The following is a 5,177-nucleotide window of genomic DNA, read 5'->3' on the forward strand; positions in this document are numbered from 1 at the left end:
GCCGTAGGCGGTGTATTGGGCGGACCAGACGATTTCGCCGCTGTAATCGGTGAGTTCTTGCGGTGTGCCGAGGTGGTCGAGTTGGTAGTAAAACGGACAGGCGTTGCGCGGACCTTTGCCGTCGAGCATGGCCAGCGGGCGAAAGCTGCCGGGTTCGTAGATGTAGCTGCGGTAGTGCTCGCGACTGCTTTCGGCGACGAGGTTGTCGCCCTGCCAAAAAAACTCGGTGGTGTTGCCATCGACGTTTTTGCTGATGCGACGGCCGAAGGCATCGTAGCGGTAGGTCGCCTGGCTGCCGTTGGGCAGGGTGATGCCGATCAGGCGATGCTGGCAGTCGTAACGGTACTCGGTGACCAGTTTTTGTGAAGTGCCGCGGCGTTCGCGGATCAGGTTGCCGAAGGCGTCGTAATCGTAGTGGCGGTCGCCTTGCATCAGCAGGCGATTGCCTTTGACCATGGCCGGACCGGGTCGGTCCTGCATCAGCAGGTTGCCGGTCGGGTCGTGGGCGAAGTTTTCCGGTTGGTGATCTCGGGAGTGGCGGACGCGGATCAGGCGATCGAGCGAATCGTAGAGGTAGCTGCGCTGACCGTGCCGCGTGTCGGCAATGTGGTCGAGGTTGCCGTTGGCGCTGTAGGCATAGTCGCGGCGATACAGCGGTTGCAGGTTTTGCCGGACAGCGTGGGCGTTCAGTCGACCTTGATTGTCATACTGATAATCGCTGAGCAGCAGGCCCTGTTGACGGTTCTGTTCGCGGCCGGCGAAAAAGGTGTGAGCGGTCAGTCGGGCGCCATTGAGGTCAATGGCCGTCAGCGCGCCACCCTTGGCATGGTGGTAATCGAGTTTGCTGTTGTCGGGCAGGCGCAAGTGGTTGAGCTGGCCACAGGCATCGTAGCCATATCGCAGCGTGCCCCAGCCTTGGTGTTCGGTGACTAGCCGACCCTGTTTGTCGTATTCGAACTCCAGCGGGTGATCGTGACCGTCATCGACGCTGACCAGCCGGCCAAGGCTGTCGTAGCGATATTCGACATTGACACCGTCGGGCAGCGTCTTGACCAGCAGCCGTCCCGTCGAATCACGTTGATAGCCCGTGACCCATTGCGAGCCGTCGTCGCCGAACTCGGTTTTTTTCAGCAACTGTCCATTGAGGTCGTAGGCATACGCGGTGCGTTGGCCATCGAATCCGGTTTCCTGTCGGATCAATCCATTGAGCGTGTAATCCAGCAGATGTTTCCCGCCGGACTCATTCTCGATTTCGGTCAGCAACAACCGTGCGTTGTCGTACCGATAAAGCAGTTCTGTGCCATCGGGATTGATCCGGCGGCTGACCAGATGCAGATCATCGGCATATTCAAAGCGCGTGGTGCGCCCCAGTTCATCCCGTTCGGCGGTGACCTTGCCGTAGGCGTTGTAGCTGAAGGCGCGACTGGCACCTGTAGGAAGCGTCGTCTGAATCAGTCGTCCTACGGCATCCCATGAGTAGCGAGTGACGGCACCGTGTTCGTCCTGGCGGGTAACCTGCCGGCCCAACGCATCGTAGGAAAAGCGCCGCTGACCGCCACCCGGCAAGGTCTCTTCGATCAGTTGACCCAAGGCATTCCGGACGAACACATGCCGACTGTTGTCCGGAAAGCGGATCGACAGCAGCAGGCCTTTTTCATCGTGGTGGTAGTAGGTGACATGCCCGTCGGGGTCGGTCGCCTCGATGACCTCACCCTGAGCATTGCGCTGATACTTCCACATGGCGTTGCCGCGATACCGCGCATGCAGGAAACCATTGCGGTATTCGTAGGACGTTGGCTCACCTTCGGGTGGAATCAGGGCAATCAGCCGTCCGACATCGTCATAGCGGTAGCGGGTAATTGCCCCGAGCGGATTCTTTTCGGCAATCAGCCGCCCCTGGCTGTCATAGACATTGAGGTGTTCCGCCCCGTCGGGTTCGACCCTCCGCACCAGGCGTGCCCGGTCGTCGTGCTGGTAAAACGCTTCGCTGCCATCAACGTTTTTAACCTGCACGCCGCCGTTGTCATCCCAGGCATAGCGCGTGTCCATCTGCGAAAACGACGCCCAATGTCGGACGCATCGCGCAGACTTGCCGGACCTTTCCCACTCCCAGAAGAAGCTCGCGCTACCAGCCAATTGCCGCTGCAGGATGACGTGCTGGTCGTCATAGTCGTAACGTTCGCTTTCGCCGGCGGCGTTGGTCGCTTCGATCAAGCGATGACAGGCGTCGTAGCGGTAGGTCACCAATGTCTGTTCAGTGCGCCAGGCATCTTCCAGGGTATCGGCGGGATGAAAGTGCTGATACTCGACGGCGGCGAGGTGTCGGCGGTCGTAGCGCAATCGCAGCGAACGTCCGGCGCCGTTGTCGAGGCGCATGATTCTGTCGGCGTTGTCCCGTTGCACTGTCAGACGGTTGCCATAGGCATCGCTGATTGCGGTCAGTCGACCTGTAAGGAAGTGGTAAAAACGCGTTGCTTCGCCTGCCATTGCGAGGATCAGTTCCTCCGGCTCATCCCCCAGGAAAATCGCCGCCCGCGACAGGCTGTTGTGAATGCTCGGGCGTTCAACCTTGGGTAAAGGGAAGGTCGTGCGACGGTTTTCGTGGTCGATCCAGCTAACCTGTTCGCCGTCGATTTCCAGCCGGTGCGCAAGGGCATGACTCCAGCCAAATCCGAGCCCGCAGTCGATTCCGACAGCACTGGTGCGATACACGCGGATGAACTCGAACGGCAACCGGCCATCCAGCGAACCATCGATCAGGGTCAGCAGTTCTTCGCCGGTGACCATCGATACCGGGCAGCCGTTGGTTGTGGTTCTATCCGCTGAATCGACGTTGTCGCCGTTTGGGTTTTGCGCGGGAGCAGGGGCGTCGTCGTGGTGTTCCTGGCGGCTCAGGCGGGTCTTGGCTTCGGACTTGTCACGGGCAAGGGCGACCGGGTTGTTCACCCGCACAATCGGTGATTCACCGGTGGTGATGTGCAACGGAGTTGCCGGCGCGGGTTTGAGCGGCACGTTCCGCGCGTTGACCATCAGCGGTTTGAGGGCGCCGGCGTGGCTGGTCAGATCCGATCTGTTCGCAAGCTCAGCCAGGCGCAAGCTTGCGGCGGCCAGCCATTGTCGGGCTCGTTCGGACTTGACCTTGCCCAGTACCTTGGCGCTGATGCCGAGTTTCAGGCCTGTAGGACCTGTGAGCCGCACCAGCAGGAAAGCGATGAGTATTTCTGTACGAATTTCCGCGACCACTTCGGCGATGTACTGCGGCGGCAACATCCGCAGCCAACTGGTGAAAGCCGCGAGATGAATGAACATCAACGGCTCATCACTCAACACCAGCATCACATTGGCGATGGCTTCGGCCGGAGCGTTCAGCAGCGTCTCGAGCTCAACCTCGGTCAGGTATTCAAGAAGCTTTTCACTGTTGGCCTGCAGGTCCGCGATCAGGGCGTAGATCTGCTTCACGTCATCCCACAAACCGTGCAGCGACTTCTCGAATCCGCGCCAGTCGGCCCGTTGCAGCATGCCGTAGCGTTCAGGGAAACCGGCATCGGAAAACCCCGCCCATAAAGGCTGGAATTCACTCGTCCACTCGTTGCGCAACCAGCCTTCAAGCTCATCGATCACACTGAGATAGGAAGCATGAAGTGCTTTGACGTGAGCGGTGGAAACATTGGGAAAGAATGTGATGCGGTAACGATGACCGCGCCAACACTCAGGGATTTCGAGGATGCCGCTGGGGCCGATGGTGTGATGCACCGGTTCGCCAAAAGTCATCTCGCCGTTGCTCTCTTCAATGATCGGTTCGAGCATCACCGGCGTATCACCAATGGGCACAAAGCGAGCCGCGTCGAACATATGCACGAGGGTCAACGGACCGCTGGCCGGGCATCTGGCGATCGTCGAACTGACGGGGGCGGAGGAATCCCTCGGTGTGCTCAAACGAACGTCGTTGCCGACCTTGAACACTTGCTCGACCTCCAGCGCCCATCCTGTCCAGAAGCTTTCCGCCCAGGCCTCGTAGTCATTGAGGCACAGGTGAAAATCGCCGAGCAGAGCTTCAACGTCCGGGTGCTCGGGGTTCATGGCTGCCACCACCAACAGGCCGATGGCGTTGTTCAAGGCCAGGACCTTGTCAGGGTTGAACATTCGCAGTCCCTCGCGCGGATAAATTGGGGTCGCGAGACTTTGCGGGGGAACAACGAGGAAAGAAGTCGGGAAAGGAGGTGTTTGGTGTAGGGCGAATCGCTAAATCATGCTCAGCGATTCGGCGAAGGTTTTGTCACCGTCGGGAGATTGCCCGTTGCTCTCTGCCAGCCGCGCTCGCTATGCTGCTGAACCCTTTAATCAAATCCCGGAATCAGCTATGCCTGAGCCAACCGGGGTGTCATTAAAAACGGATCAGATGCGATGAATGCACCGCTGAAAGAGTTCGGCCCGATCAAAGCCGTGATTTTCGACATGGACGGCTTGCTGCTGGACACCGAGGGCATTTACACCGAAGTCACGTCGATGATCGCCGAGCGATATGGCCGGACCTTCGACTGGAGCGTCAAACAGAACATCATCGGCCGTGGTGCGGGTGATCTGGCGCGTTATGTGGTTGAAGCGCTGGACCTGCCGATTACCGCCGAGGAGTTCCTGGTGATCCGCGAGCCGCTGATGCGCGAGCGTTTTCCCACCGCGCTGGCGATGCCCGGTGCCGAGGAGCTGGTGCGGCACTTGAAGGCCAACAACATTCCGATCGCGGTGGGCACCAGTTCGTCGCGTCTGTCGTTCGGCCAGAAAACCACGTTGCACCGTGACTGGTTTGCGCTGTTCGACTTCGTTGTGACAGCCGATGACCCGGAAGTCGGTGCGGCCAAACCGGCACCGGACATCTTCCTCACCGCGGCGCGACGCCTGGGCGTGGCGCCCGGGGATTGCCTGGTGTTCGAAGATTCGCCGTTCGGCGTGACTGCGGCGAAAGCGGCGGGGATGACGGCGATTGCGATTCCCGATGCTGCAATGGCCGACGAAAAATACGCACACGCCGATGGCATTCTTCGTACGTTGAAAGCGTTCAAGCCGAGTGCGTGCGGTTTGCCGGCGCTTGAGTGGTCATAACACGATTGGTGCAATGACACAGACCCATGTGGGAGCGAGCCTGCTCGCGATAGCGGTTTTTCAGTCGACATCAATGT

General features: G+C 59.6%; 2 protein-coding genes. One reads left to right on the forward strand and one right to left on the reverse strand.

Annotation, left to right across the window (positions count from 1 at the left end):
* Nucleotides 1-4,143 (reverse strand): DUF6531 domain-containing protein (locus KGA97_RS28955; RefSeq protein ID WP_223481957.1); only part of this gene is annotated, 4,143 nt, incomplete at its 3' end.
* A 261-nt stretch (nucleotides 4,144-4,404) separates the two neighbouring features.
* On the opposite strand from KGA97_RS28955, the gene KGA97_RS28960 reads away from it, so the two are divergent.
* Nucleotides 4,405-5,100 carry an HAD-IA family hydrolase gene (locus tag KGA97_RS28960; RefSeq protein WP_008042293.1) on the forward strand — a complete coding sequence of 232 codons (696 nt, stop codon included), beginning with the start codon at nucleotides 4,405-4,407 and terminating at the stop codon, nucleotides 5,098-5,100.
* Nucleotides 5,101-5,177: the final 77 nt, after the last annotated feature.

Origin of the sequence: Pseudomonas sp. BF-B-15 (assembly GCF_019946675.1) — a bacterium.
Lineage (GTDB): Bacteria > Pseudomonadota > Gammaproteobacteria > Pseudomonadales > Pseudomonadaceae > Aquipseudomonas > Aquipseudomonas migulae.

What these genes read in the sequence shown, in the direction of transcription:
- KGA97_RS28960 (WP_008042293.1), top strand. Translation starts at nt 4,405, where the DNA reads ATGAATGCACCGCTGAAAGAGTTCGGCCCGATCAAAGCCGTGATTTTC.